This window comes from Blautia caccae (assembly GCF_040095955.1).
Taxonomy (GTDB): domain Bacteria; phylum Bacillota; class Clostridia; order Lachnospirales; family Lachnospiraceae; genus Blautia; species Blautia celeris.
Genome location: NZ_JBBMFP010000007.1, coordinates 91,152 through 105,926, shown reverse-complemented (window position 1 = coordinate 105,926; position 14,775 = coordinate 91,152). Strand labels below are relative to the sequence as shown.

The following is a 14,775-nucleotide window of genomic DNA, read 5'->3' as shown; positions in this document are numbered from 1 at the left end:
GAATCACGAAAGAGGATGTGAAAAGAATGAGCAGCGCCCTTCATATTACCAATTACGAGGACGTAAACAGCTGGGAAACTCTGATGTTCCTGTACAATGCCGCATTGAAGGAAGTGGGGACCAAGATTGATATTCTGAACGAAGAATTTCAGCACATCCACCGTTATAATCCGATAGAACATGTAAAATCCAGGATTAAAACTCCTGAGAGTATTGTAAAGAAACTGAGGAAGAACGGATATGATTCCAATATCGAGAACATGGTCAAGTATGTAAACGATATTGCAGGTATCCGAATCATCTGTTCTTTCACTTCAGATATTTACCGCATAGCCGACATGATTGCAAAACAGACTGATTTGAAGATACTTTCCCTGAAGGATTACATCAAGAATCCTAAGGAGAGCGGTTATCAGAGTTACCATATGATCGTAACCGTACCCATCTTCCTGTCAGACGGAGTAGTGGAGACCAAGGTGGAAATACAGATCCGCACCATCGCCCAGGACTTCTGGGCAAGCCTGGAGCACAAGATTTATTACAAATTTGAGGGAAATGCTCCGGCCTATATAAGCAGTGAATTACAGGAATGTGCCAAAATAGCATCCCAGCTTGACCGCCGTATGCTGTCCCTGAACGAGGCAATTCAGAAGTGCAGTACCGGTTATGATAATGATTAGACGTCCGGGCCGGCCTTAAAGAGTGCCGGCTGTTAAGAAGTATGAAAGAGAGGCCCCTGGCCGCAGATATTCTGCATGCCCGGGGCCATCCTTTTATTTATCAGCTAAAGAGGTTCTTAAAGAACTCTATGATCTTATCAAAAAATCCCTGTACCTTTTCCTGGTTGATATCCAGCTTCAGTCCCAGGTCCTCAATCTTGTTATACAAATCCTTTGCCTGTTCCTTCAGGCTGTCCACGTCCAGATCCAGCCCCTTGATCTTCTCCATCAGATTCACAATAGCCTGTCTGTCCTCAGCGGAAAGATTGATCTCCATCTCATCTGCCGCCTGGTCCACCACGTCACCTATCTCATCCTCTGACATGTTCTGGGCCTCCACGACCTTTTCCTTGACCGCGCCCACAAGCTGCTCTGCCTTCTCGCTGTCTCCCACATTCTCAGCCAGCTTTCCTGTGATGACCAGCTCATTGGTGGCTGTGTCCACATTTTCCTGCTCCACTTTCTCTCCGGTCATGTTCTCGTAGGACTTAATGGCGCCTACAAGAGCTGCTGTCCCTGAGATCTTAAATGGTCCCGCAACTACAATATCCGCATCCTTGATGCCTGCTGTCACCAGGGCATTCTGGTACATACCGGTGGTACAATAGGAAATGTTGTGAGTTGTTACCTTGATTCCGTTCCCGTCCGTCTTGCCTTCTACCAGTACGGATGAGAGCGCTCTGGAACCAATCACACTCTTGTCCAGATAAGCATCCAGATAGTCGTGTTCATCCTGGTTGGTGATAGTGGCTACCGTATAATTTTTCAGGTCATCCTCTGTAATCCCCAGAAGCTCCAGTACGGTTGCACGCTCCTGCGCATTCAGATCCGCGCCTAATGATACATATGGTTTTTCCAGTTTGGCGTCCTCCCTGTCTGCCAGTACACTGACTGGTGATGCCAGCAGCATGATCCCCGCAGCCAGGAACGCAATTCCTCGTTTCATCATAATCATAACTCCTTTCATTTATCCCCTTGCAGCTCGCAGGATGTCCCTGCCTGCTATAAGAATAGCATAAATCATCAAATCCTGCATCTAAAGTTTCTCTTAAAATTTTCCTAAGGCTGCGGTTCACTGCCCGCCGTCCAATTAGGTATTTCCCCCAAGGGGATGCTGTGTGGTGCACATTGGAATATAGCTTTAATTTGTATAGTGGGTAAACAAATTACTTGCCCCAAGTATAGAAGAAGTGGTATGATTACTATAACAGTAATTACATTCTGCATTACGGAGGATTATTTATGGCGATCGCAAACCAAGAAATGATAAGAGACAACAACAGGCGGCAGGTCCTGGAATATATTGTAAACAATCCGCCTATCTCCCGTGCTGCTCTGGCTAAGGAGCTGCATCTGACAAAGGCAACCATATCCAACATTGTGCAGGAGCTGATGGACCAGAATCTGGTGGCAGAGATAGGCAGCGCCCAGACCGCCCTGGGCAGGAAGCCCATCCTTTTGGAGTTCCGGAAAAAATGCGGTTATGTCTTTTCCATAGATGTCCATCCCCGTCAGATCATCACACTGACCGCTGACTTAAAGGGTGAAGACTGCCATTTGAAGGAATATCCCTTCCGGGAGGAGGACAGTCTGCTGGAGCTGCTCCGCGGTATTATGAAAGAAGCCATTCCCCGGTGCAAGGATGCTCCTTATGGGATTGTGGGAGTATCCATCGGTATTTACGGTGTTGTGCGGGACAATGAGATCATTTTTACCCCCTACTACCCTCTTCCAGAACCTTACCTGGGAAAAATCCTGGCCGGGGAGTTTGGCATACCGGTACATGTGGAAAATGAATCCAATCTGTCCGTGCTGGGTGAGTCCGCATTTCATTATAATTATAAAAATATGATCCATCTGAACATACACGATGGAGTCGGTATGGGTATCCTTATTGATGAGCAGCTCTATAAAGGCCGTGACGGCTACGCCGGAGAGTTCGGCCACACCATCCTGTTCCCCGACGGCAAACCCTGTCCCTGCGGCAATAACGGCTGTTTTGAGCTGTATACTTCGGAGAGGGCTATTCTGAAAGAATATGCTGCGCGCACCCATCAAAACACCGTTACCATTGACAGCTTTCTCAGGGCATATCAGGATCGGAAAACAGATGCGCTGGAGATGATGGATCTGTTTGTAAAATATATGTCTATCGGCATTAATAATATCATCAATACCTTCAATATTGACCTGATCGTGCTCAACAGTTCTTTTTCCAACTATATTCCTGATATTAATCAGCGGATCGTGGCATACCTGGCCTCCCATCAAAACCGGGACTGCCGCATTATCCCCTCCAGACTGCAGGATACATCAGGGCTTATGGGTGGGATACGGCTGTGTGCGGAACGTTTTCTGGATATCAAACATTTGAAAATACGGGTTCCATTTAGTGACAATTTACGATAATTTTTTACATTCATAAAAGATTCGGTTTTCGTTCATGAATTCTTCACAAGTTAAACATGATTTGCACATATTTAGGGAATATACTTATATCATAAAAATAATTTAAATCAAACATTATTTTTATATTTTCTTTTTCATATGTCGGTCGTAAGACCGGCTCTCCTTCCTTTAATATTTATAGAAAAAGCCATCGCCCGGTTTGGATATGTCCGGGCGATGGCTTTTGTTTTGGAAAAATTTATTTAGGCGTTCTCACGTCTGCTCTTCAATTCTTCCACATTGGCTTCCACCTTTTTCTTACTCAGCGGATACACAAACCATAAGAACAGAGCCACAACGAAAAAGCAGATGGCAGGTATCAGTGTGGAGGTTGTGTACAGGCCGTTGATCACGGACGCTGTCTGTACCTTTGCAAGCTGGTCGTACCCGATAATGGACAGTGCCCAGCCTCCTGCGCCTCCGGCCAGTGCCTGGCCCAGTTTTCTTGCAAAGGAATATACTGCGTAAACGGTACCGTCTTCCCTCTGACCTGTCTTTACCTCCTGGTCGTCTATAACGTCTGTGATATTAGCCCAAATTACGGTATTGAAGAATCCAAGTCCCAGCATCCCCACATTGGCAAGTACAATGTAAACCAAAACGTTCTGCACATGCATAAAATACAGGACAAGGAAGATAACTCCTGCCAGAAGCACTCCTGCCGTGGATGCTTCTTTTTTCCCGAATCTGCGGCTGATGGGCACACTGAGTGGTGCAACCACCAGCAGCATAAGGGCTGTGTTCACTATGGTCACAATGGAGATCGCGCCTGCAGATCCAAAATATTCTGTGTACAGATGATTGTTCATGGCTTGTATGAGAAGCTGGCTCAGCAGAAGGAAAATAGCTGCCCCAATGATCCCCAGCAGTGCACGGCTCTTGAAAATAGCTGCAAAGGTCTGTCCCAATGTTACCTTTTTAGCATTCGGATCTGGCTCCACTTTTACACGCTCTGTAGTAAGCTTATAGCAAATGATGTAGCAAAGGATTGCGCATACCGCGAACACACCGGCAATGATAGTGAAAATAGAGGTACTCCTGATAACCTGATTGCCGTCCGCATCCTTCACGTAGATCAGAAGCGGTGTCACCGTTCCGATAACCAGACCGGCCAGTGTGGCTCCCACAGTACGGAATGTGGAGAGGGCAGTCCTCTCATCCGGCTTCTCCGTAATAGCTGATGCCATAGAACCGTAAGGGATATTGATAGATGTATAAAACACACTGCCCCACAACAGGTATGTCACATACATATAAACAATCTTCAGTGTCATAGGCGCTCCTGCCATGCCGCCCTGGTACATCAAAAAGCTGGCAATGGCAACCGGACCGCACATTCTTCTCAGCCAGCAGCGGAACCTTCCGTCTCTGGACGGCTTCACAGAGTCCACAATACGCCCCATGGTGATATCCGTAAAGGCATCCACTACCCTGGCCAGCAGAAACAGCGTTCCTACCATAGCACCGCTGATCCCAAGTACCTTTGTATAAAATACCATTAGGAAGGAGCTGGCAAATATAAAGGTAAAATCATTTCCAAAGTCACCGAACATATAGCCGATTTTATCCCGTATCCCAAATGGCCTTGCATTATTTTTCTCGTTCATGGTAATCTCCCTGTTTTTTTTCTTATCCTCAGGCAACTGTCCCCCGCCTGCAGTTACAGGCAGAAATCCCGCCGAAGCACCTACGGCAATTGGATCTCTGCTTAGTGCGGGCTGTATGCTTACTTACTTTTATGGTTCAGCGGCAGGCTTTCCCAGCGCTCCTTAAAGTAGAAGGCTGCATCTTTTGGCTGTCTCTGCCTGGTGAAGATTCCTTTTTTGTTGCCGTTTACACGCATGATCCCCTCTGTGGTCTGGAAATCCGCAAAATTCCAAACCTGCTCACCTTTGATGAAATCATAGGAGTCAAAGACTCTGTGGCACATTTCCAGATATTCTTTCTGGTATTCCTGGCTCCACATAACAGAAGGCAGTTTGTGCTCCGCGGCATACGTGTCAGCTCCATATTCGGTGAAGATAAACGGTCTGTCCAGGTCCTTGCCGGCCCACTTGTCCATCTCTGCCCTGAAAGCCGCCTCTGCGTCACACATCTCGTACCCGCCCATAAGATACCAGCCATAGTAACGGTTCATACTGATCACATCTGCCAGATGATAGCATTTGCAGGTATCCGGCAGGGAATTCATGATCAGCGCAAATGTTCTGGGGCGCTTCTGCACATCCAGCTCATGAGCCCGCGCAAACACTTTCTCAAAATATGGTACTGCGGCCTCATCTGTGGTCTCAGGCTCGTTTAACAGGGACCAGGCAATGACGCAGGCATGGTTCTTGTCTCTGGTTATCATCTCCTCCACTGCACGCAGATGATTTTCCAGCAATTCAGGGATGGTGTCTTTTGCAAAAAATGCCGTCTTCTTCCCAGTAGATGCCTCCATGAAGTTCATCAGACTCTCAAAAAGTCCCACAGCCGGAACCTCATCAATGACCAGGAAGCCTTCACGGTCCGCCATCTGGTAAATCTCGTCACTGTATGGATAATGGGAGGTACGGAAGGAGTTAGCTCCGATCCATTTCATACATTCAAAATCTCTCTTCATAACCCCAATGTGAAACCCGCGGCCCACAATATCACTATCCTCGTGTTTTCCGAAACCTTTCAGATAAACAGGAGAACCATTGATCAGGATGTCTTTTCCCTTTACCTCCACAGTGCGGACGCCAATCTCCTCACTATATTCATCCAGCACTTCCTCTTCGTCCTTGATGCGCACCGTAAAGGTATAGAGATAAGCGTTTCTCACCTGCCACAGATGTGCATTTTCAATGTGGAGGATTCCCTCTTTTCCCTGGGAAACTGCCACTTCTCTGCCGTCCTCATCATAAACCGTAACCTCCACCGGATGCTCTCCTGTGGTAACTACGCTGTAAGAAACCTCCGCGTCTCTGCCGTTTATCCTGTGGTCCACTGTCAGGTCAAACACATATTCCTTTGGATATGCAACCAGCTTTACAGGGCGCTGTAACCCGGAATAGTTGAAAAAGTCAAAATACGGACTGTTCATTTTCTTTCCATTGCTGAGAACTTTTGTCTTACCGCAGGGGATATTGGTCTCACTCAGCTCATTGTTGATTTTGACAACAACCTTATTTACTGCATTGTATCTGGCCACATTTGTAATGTCAGCCATAAAGGGAAGGAACCCGCCCACATGAGATGCCACATGGACACCGTTTAAATAAACCTCTGCTCTGTGGGTTGCACACCCAAAGCGGATAGCTACATTTTTTCCCGCATATTCTTCCGGAACAAATACATCTGTCTCATACCAAAGATCACCCGCATATTCCCTTGTGTCTTTGTCTGTGTAAAAATCCTGAAAGCTGGCAGGCACGGGAATAAGGTCAGCCTGGGGGATTCCATCTGCCCACCCGATTTCTGTTCCCTTTCCTTCCGGGTCCAGGCAAAATTTCCACATGCCATCCATGCTCACGGTTCTTCTGGATACGGACTGCTTCGGGTATAACATTGAATACTGTAACATTTCTTCTCCTCCTCGTTTCTTGTATGGCTAGATTCTAGCAGTTTTAAGCCAACAGCATTCTTACATTTTTTTGCTTTATTCGCATTTTTTTATTTAGGACTTGAATATTTCAAAAAATTGTATGATAATAATTAAAAATAGTATGAGGGGGCATATGTATGGCGTCGTATGACACTGTTTTGAATTTTTCCCGGAAAGTGTTGAAAAATTATAATTTCCAAACTTACATCTTAATGGAGGATGAACTTGACCATATTGATCTGGATTTGGGATTGAGAAAGAAAATCGCGGCAGACAGTGACTCCAGGGATAACGCACTGCATTTTATCAGAAACAGTAAAGAGCATGTGATGTATTTTTCCAAAGATTGTTTTAACTGCCATCACACAGTAATGCGGCTGCCGGAGACGGAATCACCTGCCTTTTTTATAGCCGGTCCATATCTGCAGCACAGAGCTGATAAAAAATTCATCCTGAAGATGCAGCAAAAATTGTCCATCCCCACAGAGTTTTCCGGATTTTTGAAACAGTATTATGAACTGATCCCTTTCATTAACCACGAAGATGATGTGCGCACCATACTGCTTCTGCTGGCAGCGGAAATATTTGGCGGGGCTGAACATTTTTCTGTTGAATACTGTGATATGTTTATGGATGAAATTACAAAGGTTTACTATGGACAGGCACAGGTCAATCTGGAAAACCGGGAACTGATCGAACAGAGGTACCAGTCAGAGCAGGAGATGATGCAGGCAGTGGCTTCAGGAAATTATAAAAAGATCGAGCTGCTGGCAGCCGGGGAGATGACGGTTTCTCTGGAGCAGAGGCTTTCCAACCGAATCCGGGACTCCAAGAATTATCTGATCATATTAAATGCCCTGCTTCGGAAGGCCGCGGAGTATGGCGGGGTGCACCCGCTGTATTTGGATGAACTTTCTTCTAAGTATGCACGGGAAATTGAGACGATCACCAGCGAGGATGAGGACGGGAAGCTGAAACGGGAAATGATGCGGAAGTATTGTCTTCTGGTGAAGTCCCATTCTTTGAAGGGGTATTCACCAATTATTCAGAATGTGATCAACCATATTTGTCTGTATTTGACAGATGATCTGAGTCTTAAAAGGCTGGCGGAGGAGTTTTCTATCAGCCCCAGTTACTTGTCTACACTGTTTAAGAAGGAAACAGGGAGTACGCTGACCGATTTTGTGAATAAGAAAAGGATTGAGAATGCGGTGTTTTTGCTGAATTCTACGGATTTGCAGATACAAAGTATTGCGGCGGCGTGCGGGGTGGCGGATTTGAATTATTTTACGCGGTTGTTTAAAAGGAATATGGGGAGGACGCCTAGTGAGTATCGGGAGATGATTCATCAGAAATGATGGCGAAAGGGACGGGGAGGAGGGGAGAGGACGGTAAAAGAATAAAGGCGTTAGTTTGGGAGATGGTGTGGGGCTGGATGCGGATATGTGGATTGGAAGAAGAATATGGATATTTAGAAAGAACCGCACCGGTGTTGGATTTGGGGTGCGGTTCTTTTGGGAATTGTTAATTATAGGAGGTCTAGGAGGCCCCGGATGTCTTCGATGATGTGGTCGGCGCCGGCGGTTTTGTAGGTTTGGGCAGCCTGGGTGAGATGGGCGGACCTGTCGGCAGGGGACAGGGCGTTGTATTCGGATTCGGTGAGGCCCAGGACGGAGCTGCCTTCCAGGATGCCTGCGGTTGGCATTCCGGCGTTTTTGCCTTCTTTGATGTCAGCTATGGTGTCACCTACTTTGAGAACGCGGCGGACATCCATCAGGTGCATGGATTCCATGTTGCGGAAGATCATGTAGGGGTAGGGTCGGCCAATACCGCCTACGTCGTCGGGGCTGAACCAAAAGTCAGGGGCATATCCCTGCTCTGCGGCTTTGGGGGCTACGATTTTCATCATTTGTTCTGTGTATCCTGTGGTGGAGCCTATCTGAAGGCCCAGGCTTCGGAGTTTTTCTATGGTCTCTGGGACGTAGGGCTTGGGAGCAGCGAAGTCGGGGAGGATTTCCAGTATTGCTGTCTCGCTGTGCTCGTAGACCTCTTTTACATCCTGTTCTGTGAAGGGAGCGCCGTGGATCTGATACCATAAATTACGGATGCGTTCCATGGACAGCATAGTGCGGATGTGGTCTATTTTCAGCATGCCCATGGGGGCACGCACCTCCTCTATGGTGGGGGTGATACCGAATTCTTCAAAGGCTTTTATGAATGCCTGTACGGGTGCAAAGCTTCCGTAGTCTACTGTGGTTCCTGCCCAGTCAAATATAACTGCATCAAATCTGCTCATCTCTTGTCTGCCTCCAGAAATTCTTTGATAATGTTATAGAGGTTTTCCATGTCTTCATGGTAAATCTCGCCTATGTTTCCTATGCGGAAAGTATCCGCATCTGTGACTTTGCCGGGATAGATGGCGTAACCTCTTTCTTTGATGTACCGGTACATCTCCTGAAAGGAGAAGTGGCTGCCTTCCGGGTAGTAGAAGGTTGTGATGATGGGGCCCTGGTATTTGCCTTCTATGTAGGGACGTATGCCCAGTTCTGCCATTTTTTCAATGAGATATCGGTTGTTTTCCTCATAGCGTCTGGCACGGGCCGGGATGCCGCCTTCCTCCTCCAGTTCTTCAAGAGCCTTGGCAAAGGCCAGAACTACATGGGTGGGAGATGTGAAACGCCATTTTCCGTCTTTGTTCATGGTCAGCCACTGGTCGTACAGGTCCAGGGACAGGCTTCTGGCTTTTCCGCTGCTGTCCATAAGTTTGTCTTTTCTGCAGATGATGAAGGAAAATCCGGGGACACCCTGGATGCATTTGTTGGCACTGCTGATAAGAAAATCAATGCCCCAGTCTGCTGCCGGGATATCCACACCGCCGAAGCTGGACATAGCATCCACGATAAAGGTCCTTCCCATGTCTTTTACCACTTTTGCAACAGATTCAATATCGTTTAGAATACCGGAGGTTGTTTCGCTGTGGACCATGGATACATGGGTGATCTCCGGGTCTTCTTTTATGATCTTTTTGATGATCTTGGCTGAGGGGACTTTGTCGTATTCCTCACGGTACAGCACATAGGGAATACCTGCGTGGGCAGCAATATCTGCCATTCTCTCGCCGTAGGCACCGTTTGCGGCAATGAGAAGTTTGTCGCTCTTACCGATCACACTGGTGAGGACGGACTCCACACCGAAGGTGCCGCTGCCCTGCATCAGGACAACCGTGTATTCCGGTTCGGTTACATGAGCCAGTTTCAGAAGCTGGCTGCGAATACTAAGAGTGATTTTTTTGTAGTCATCATCCCATGTGCAGTGGTCAAAAAGCATCTCTTTTTTTACGGTGTCTGTCGTGGTCAGAGGACCTGGGGTTAATAATTTATAGTTTAACATGTTTCTATTCTCCTGTATGTGATTTTATTGGTATCTTTCACAGCCTTCGTTTATTTACATTCTTCCGAAAGCTCCTGGTGCCGTTCCAGTAAGGAAACGGTGAGTTTCTCTGGAAATACTTTTGGGTAGGCGGACATATTTTCAGGGTCTGCCTCCTCGCCCTCGTAGATAGGGTTCGGATATGTCCTGATCAGCTCGCTTCTTCCTTTTTCCACAATGCACTGAGCCATTTCCATGGCCAGAGGGTTCGCCTCTTTTTTGTCAATGACTGCAACGGACTCTGTGAGGGAGAAGTTGCCCTCTTTTGGGTCCACGTAGTCCACGGGAAGGCCGTCTTTTTTGTCAGCAACTGCCTGGTGGCGGAGGCCGAATCCCACTGCCACCTCACCGGCACGGATTTTCTTAAGCGGCGCAGAGCCTGAACTCTCGATGTGGGCGCCGGCATTTTCATAGATGCCTTTCAGGACGTCTTTGGCACCGTTCTCGCCGTATTCACTGACAAGCGCCTGCATAAGAAGCCATGCTGTGGATGAACTTTTGATATCTGTCACGGATAGCAGGTCTTTGTATTCCGGTTTTGTCAAGTCTTTCAGGCTCTCCGGTCTGTCCAGGTTGTTTTCGCTGAGCATCTCTGTGTTCAGGATAATGGCGCCCTCCTGGGAGGTGATGGGTGCATAAAATGCCGGAAACTCAGTGAGGGTTTTATAGTCAAAGGTCAGATCCAGAAACATATTGTTCTGCTCCTGTGCACTGTCCAGATAGAAAGAGCTCATGGTTACCATGTCCGCCTCAATATCTTTCCCCTCTGCCAGCAGTTTGCCGCCCAGTTCTGAGGTGCCGAAGGTCTGGAACAGGTACTTTCCCTCATAACCGTTTGCGTCCAGTGTCTCTTTCATAGCCTCCACAGCCTCGTCATCTGCATTGGAATAGATTACTACCTGTTTCTCACTGCCCGAACCGCACCCTGCAAGAACGGATGCCGCCAGAGCTGCTGTCATCATAAATGCTGTCACTTTTTTCATTTTCATACTTTCTGTACTCCTCTTTTCTTTTTTAATATGGATGATTCCAGGATCTTTCCAGGATGGAATTCTCTCTGGGACAGGTATCCCACTAGTCCTTTCACCACCAGATTCGTTGCCAGGATCAAAAGGGACAGGACGAATATTTCATTGAATCTGGTGTAATACTGCAGCTCTTTTATTTTGGTGGTGATGACCATGGTTCTGGCTCCGGCGATAAAGATGACGGCGCTGACTGTCACCATGGCATTGACAAAATAGTAGCTGAATACCTCCAGAATGGTAGAGCGCATGTTTGGCGTTACGATCCTGAAAATGGTTTTCGCCCAGGAATCCCCCATCAGGAGGGCTGTTGTCTCCCAGGAACTGTTGAGCTTTTCCAGGGAGTTTTTCATCATCAGGTACGGGGTGGAAAAAAAATGTACCACATTGCACAGGATGATAAGTGCTAAGGTATTCTGCAGCGGTGTACCTGTAAAAATAAGCAGAAATGCTATACCGATCACCATGCCCGGAATCGTGTTGGTGACCAGGGCAATGCTCTCAATGATGCCCTTCCACCTCCTTCCAAGCTGGCTTCTGGCTGTGGCAAGGGCCGCTCCATAGGTGGTGACAAGTCCTGCCAGCGCAGTCAGCACTGCCATGAGCAGGGAATTCTTAAATACCCCCAGCAGACTGCTGTCCCGGAAGACTTCCGTCACATGAGACAGGGTAAAATTTGTTCTGTAGGGCCATTCCTCCACAAAGGGAACCACAAAGATCACGGCAAATACGGAGAGGATCACAAGCAGAACTACACCGCTTGTCAGGCCGCAGAAAAAATCTCTTCTCCTGTTCTGTCTTATCTCTATGGCGGAAATCTTGTTGTACCGGACATTGTAGCGCTCCAGCCAGTGAAGCAGGGAAATGCTCAGCACAGAGGGGAGCAGCATCATCATTGCCACTACCGCTCCATTCCGGAAATTTGGCACACTACCAAGCATTTCGTTGTAAAGAACGGTTGCCACCACCTCAAACTTACCTCCCACCGACGCGGGAATCCCGTAGTCAGTAAAACACAGAAAAAAGCACTGTATCATGGAGGCTGCGAGAGTGCCCAGAAGTGGGCGCACCACGGTTCCCATAAAGGTGGCAAAAGGTTTATCTCCCATGACTCTTGAGACCACCATAAATTTTTTATCTATGTAGCTCATGGTGTTCAAAATAAGCAGGAAGGAAACGGGAAGTGTATAGATCACATACCCCAGAAGCAGGCCGTTAAAGCCGTAAATCTCAAAGATCTGACGTCCGAAAAGCCTCGTCAGAAGTCCCTGTTTGCCGAAGGAGTAAATGATGGCAAACCCATAGGTAATTGTGGGGAGCAGCATGGGAAGAACCGCCAAAGTACGGATCAGTTTCTTTGTCCTCTTTTTCAGATTGGTGTAATGGATCGTGTAAGCCAGGAAAAATGCCAGCAGAGTAGCCAGAAGCGCACTGCACACGGAAATCCACAGACTGTTCAAAAGTGCCCTGCCGAATCCTTTTCCGGTCAGCACTGCAATGTAGTTTTCCGCGGACAATCCATCTGTCCCCTCAAAGGATTTTCCCAGCAGCCTTACTATGGGAACTGCAAGAAATATCAAAAACAGGAGGACCACCAGTACATAAATCACCTTTATTTCCTTTTCATTTCTTTTTATCATACAGTCACACCACCTGCAGACTCACCTGCTTATCCTGGCGGAACAGCATGAAAATATTGTTTTTCTTGATTTCCAACTGGTTCAGGATGAACTCTTTTACAAAGAGGTTATGCGGAGCAGTTATGATTTCCTCCGGACATCCGTACTGGGAAATGGTTCCTTTGTTTACGATCAACACTTTATCGGACAGGGTCAGCGCCTCCTCCGGATCGTGGGTGACGATAATGGTTGTCAGATGGAATTCTCTGGCGATCTCTTTGATCTTCTCCTTGATGGATTCCTTGATAACGCCGTCCAGGGCACTCAGAGGCTCGTCCAGAAGAAGGATCTTAGGCTTCATCACCATGGTTCTGGCCAGCGCCACACGCTGCTTCTGGCCTCCGGAGAGCTGTTCTATCTTCTTCTCCAGATGCTCCTCAAGCCCCAGAAGATGAATGAATTCCTGTACTTCCTTCTCGCTGGATATGTCCGGTTTGTTTCTGAGGCCGTATGTAATGTTTTCATATACATTTAAATTGGGAAACAGGGCATAATCCTGGAATACAATATTAAATCCGCGTTCCTCCATAGGTACGTCTGTGATATCTTTGTCGTTAAATATGATCTTTCCTTCATCTAAATCCGTAATACCCAGTATCAGGTTCAAAAGTGTTGTCTTGCCGCATCCGGACGGGCCCAGTATAGAGACGATTTCTCCCTCCTCGATACAAAGATTGATATTCTGCAAAATGGTGACCCCGTCATAGGATTTCTTTACATTCTGAAGTTCTAACATGAAATGTATTCTCCTTTCCTTTCATGTACAGCGCTGCTGCTGACAATGCCTATTAAACTGCATTTTCGTCTTTTCATCCATCCTGTTTTCGTAAGCTCTTCGTTAAATGCCTGTAAAGCAGGCCGGGACGTCCCGTTTTACAAAAACTGTCTGTGGATTTAACAATGGGATGATAGAACTGTTTCCTATATGAATGTATGATGAAAAAAGCACTGAAGGAGCTGGATGGATCAGAAAGCAGTAGGGAAAAAGGCGCTCGCGCAAGAGAATCCGTCAGGCGGCTGAAGAATTTAATGCTGCTGAGGAGCGAAGGTCATCCTGCCGGGAGACCCGAACCAGATTGACCATCCTTTTCCGGATGAGAGGACCAATGGCCTCAGCTCTGCATAAGAATATATGAAAGGAAATCCGCTCTGCTGTCAGATCACCCTCACAGCAGATGAATGCGAACATTCTGACCCGGCTACAGATGCCGTCAGAAGGGTAAAAGAAAAGAAATATGAATGAAAATATTTATAAGGAACTGAAGAAATCCGAAGAAGTGAAAGCATACATGGAACAGGGCAATCACAGCCTGGGTGTCCTGGGCTTCACGGAGCACTCCTGCCGGCATGCCGTCAAGGTTGCTGAGACAGCAGGAAAAATACTGAAAAAACTTGGATATGGAAAGCGTGAAGTGGAGCTTGCAAAAGTGGCCGGACTCCTTCACGATGTGGGAAACTGTATCAACCGCAGCGACCACGCCCACAGCGGTGCGCTTATGGCTATGCACATTCTTCAAAAATATAAACTTCCGCCAAGGGACACTGCAGTGATCATAAGCGCCATCGGTCAGCACGATGAGGGAACCGGCAGCGCTGTAGATCCGGTCTCCGCGGCTGTCATTCTGGCTGACAAGACGGATGTGCGCCGCAACCGAGTGCGCAACCCCATACGGGAAAATTTCGATAAGCACGACAGAGTCAATTATGCTGCCATCTCCTCCGCACTCTCCATTCATATGGATAAAAAAATCATCCAGCTCAATATTGAACTGGATGAAGAGATTTGTTCCATTATGGATTACTTTGAGATTTTCATGCAGCGATGCTCATGTGTAAACGGGCCTCGGAAATGCTGGGCATGAAATTCAAGCTGATGGCAAACGGCAATAAAATCTGCTGATACCGCC

General features: G+C 47.3%; 9 protein-coding genes and 3 pseudogenes. 5 read left to right on the top strand and 7 right to left on the bottom strand.

Features of this window, described 5'->3' with window-relative positions; translation table 11 throughout:
* The first annotated feature begins 26 nt into the window (after positions 1 to 26).
* The gene (locus WMO65_RS09550) at positions 27 to 680 is read left to right on the top strand and encodes a GTP pyrophosphokinase (RefSeq protein ID WP_181014537.1); all 654 of its coding nucleotides are present in this window, start codon (positions 27 to 29) and stop codon (positions 678 to 680) included.
* Between the two features lie 100 nt (positions 681 to 780).
* Here the strand turns inward: WMO65_RS09550 and WMO65_RS09545 are convergent, their stop codons facing one another.
* A complete protein-coding gene (locus WMO65_RS09545) occupies positions 781 to 1,668 on the bottom strand; it encodes a DUF1002 domain-containing protein (protein ID WP_148392012.1) in 888 nt (295 codons plus the stop codon).
* Positions 1,669 to 1,961: 293 nt separating this feature from the next.
* On the opposite strand from WMO65_RS09545, the gene WMO65_RS09540 reads away from it, so the two are divergent.
* A complete protein-coding gene (locus tag WMO65_RS09540; RefSeq protein ID WP_065543966.1) occupies positions 1,962 to 3,128 on the top strand; it encodes an ROK family transcriptional regulator in 1,167 nt (388 codons plus the stop codon).
* A 242-nt stretch (positions 3,129 to 3,370) separates the two neighbouring features.
* Here WMO65_RS09540 and WMO65_RS09535 read toward each other — a convergent pair whose 3' ends face one another.
* Positions 3,371 to 4,774: an MFS transporter gene (locus tag WMO65_RS09535; protein WP_349064055.1), complete on the bottom strand. Its 1,404-nt coding sequence runs from the start codon at positions 4,772 to 4,774 to the stop codon at positions 3,371 to 3,373.
* Positions 4,775 to 4,893: 119 nt separating this feature from the next.
* Positions 4,894 to 6,714 (bottom strand): beta-glucuronidase, encoded by a 1,821-nt coding sequence (gene uidA / locus WMO65_RS09530; protein WP_033140637.1) that lies wholly within the window; start codon positions 6,712 to 6,714, stop codon positions 4,894 to 4,896.
* Positions 6,715 to 6,872: 158 nt separating this feature from the next.
* Here uidA and WMO65_RS09525 point away from each other — a divergent pair, with 158 nt between their 5' ends.
* Entirely contained in the window at positions 6,873 to 8,093 is a 1,221-nt protein-coding gene (locus tag WMO65_RS09525) for a helix-turn-helix transcriptional regulator (protein ID WP_349064052.1), read from the top strand.
* A 170-nt stretch (positions 8,094 to 8,263) separates the two neighbouring features.
* Here WMO65_RS09525 and phnX read toward each other — a convergent pair whose 3' ends face one another.
* From phnX to WMO65_RS09500, 4 genes and pseudogenes are all read right to left on the bottom strand, one after another.
* The gene (gene phnX / locus WMO65_RS09520) at positions 8,264 to 9,031 is read right to left on the bottom strand and encodes a phosphonoacetaldehyde hydrolase (protein WP_148392014.1); all 768 of its coding nucleotides are present in this window, start codon (positions 9,029 to 9,031) and stop codon (positions 8,264 to 8,266) included.
* Positions 9,028 to 10,125 carry a 2-aminoethylphosphonate--pyruvate transaminase gene (phnW, locus tag WMO65_RS09515; RefSeq protein ID WP_103732235.1) on the bottom strand — a complete coding sequence of 366 codons (1,098 nt, stop codon included), beginning with the start codon at positions 10,123 to 10,125 and terminating at the stop codon, positions 9,028 to 9,030. The genes phnX and phnW overlap by 4 nt, the downstream gene beginning before the upstream one ends.
* Before the next feature lie 50 nt (positions 10,126 to 10,175).
* Positions 10,176 to 12,829, bottom strand: a pseudogene (locus WMO65_RS26645) (extracellular solute-binding protein).
* Between the two features lie 4 nt (positions 12,830 to 12,833).
* Entirely contained in the window at positions 12,834 to 13,604 is a 771-nt protein-coding gene (locus tag WMO65_RS09500; RefSeq protein ID WP_148392015.1) for an ABC transporter ATP-binding protein, read from the bottom strand.
* A 303-nt stretch (positions 13,605 to 13,907) separates the two neighbouring features.
* Between WMO65_RS09500 and WMO65_RS09495 the strand changes: the two are divergent.
* Together WMO65_RS09495 and WMO65_RS09490 are read left to right on the top strand one after the other, a co-directional pair.
* Positions 13,908 to 14,111 (top strand): annotated as a pseudogene (locus WMO65_RS09495) (PhoH family protein); the annotation flags it as partial.
* Positions 14,104 to 14,768, top strand: a pseudogene (locus WMO65_RS09490) (HD domain-containing protein). The pseudogenes WMO65_RS09495 and WMO65_RS09490, both read left to right, overlap by 8 nt.
* Positions 14,769 to 14,775 lie beyond the last annotated feature (7 nt).

Excerpts from the sequence above, each read along its gene's own strand:
- WMO65_RS09535 (WP_349064055.1), bottom strand. The coding sequence starts at position 4,774 with ATGAACGAGAAAAATAATGCAAGGCCATTTGGGATACGGGATAAAATC.
- WMO65_RS09545 (WP_148392012.1), bottom strand. The coding sequence starts at position 1,668 with ATGATGAAACGAGGAATTGCGTTCCTGGCTGCGGGGATCATGCTGCTG.
- uidA (WP_033140637.1), bottom strand. The coding sequence starts at position 6,714 with ATGTTACAGTATTCAATGTTATACCCGAAGCAGTCCGTATCCAGAAGA.
- phnX (WP_148392014.1), bottom strand. The coding sequence starts at position 9,031 with ATGAGCAGATTTGATGCAGTTATATTTGACTGGGCAGGAACCACAGTA.
- WMO65_RS09525 (WP_349064052.1), top strand. The coding sequence starts at position 6,873 with ATGGCGTCGTATGACACTGTTTTGAATTTTTCCCGGAAAGTGTTGAAA.
- WMO65_RS09500 (WP_148392015.1), bottom strand. The coding sequence starts at position 13,604 with ATGTTAGAACTTCAGAATGTAAAGAAATCCTATGACGGGGTCACCATT.
- phnW (WP_103732235.1), bottom strand. The coding sequence starts at position 10,125 with ATGTTAAACTATAAATTATTAACCCCAGGTCCTCTGACCACGACAGAC.
- WMO65_RS09550 (WP_181014537.1), top strand. The coding sequence starts at position 27 with ATGAGCAGCGCCCTTCATATTACCAATTACGAGGACGTAAACAGCTGG.
- WMO65_RS09540 (WP_065543966.1), top strand. The coding sequence starts at position 1,962 with ATGGCGATCGCAAACCAAGAAATGATAAGAGACAACAACAGGCGGCAG.